The sequence below is a fragment of the Pseudomonas sp. EL_65y_Pfl2_R96 genome (genome assembly GCF_963970905.1).
Classification (GTDB): Bacteria; Pseudomonadota; Gammaproteobacteria; order Pseudomonadales; family Pseudomonadaceae; genus Aquipseudomonas.
The window spans coordinates 1-304 of record NZ_CAXAQH010000439.1 but is presented as its reverse complement, the minus strand read 5'-3'; the positions used below and the strand labels follow the sequence as shown (position 1 = coordinate 304).

The 304-nt window shown below is 61.2% G+C and carries 1 pseudogene; it reads right to left on the bottom strand.

The annotated features are described in order from the left end of the window. Positions 1–304, bottom strand: a pseudogene (locus tag AACY49_RS31465) (ornithine carbamoyltransferase); the annotation flags it as partial.

Genomic DNA, 304 nt, shown 5'->3' with positions numbered 1-304 from the left:
AGCGCCGACACGAGAATCGCCTTGATGGTGTGCATGCGGTTTTCCGCTTGCTCGAAGGCGATGTTGGCTGGGGACTCGAAGACGTCTTCGGTCACTTCGACGCCGTTGGCCAGGTGCGGATAGCGCGCGGCGATGTCCTTGCCGACCTTGGTTTCGCTGTTGTGGAACGCCGGCAGGCAGTGCATGAACTTCACGCGCGGGTTGCCCGAAGCCTTCATCATGTTGGCGTTGACCTGGTACGGCAGCAGTTGCTCGATGCGCTCATCCCACGCTTCCACCGGCTCACCCATCGACACCCAGATGT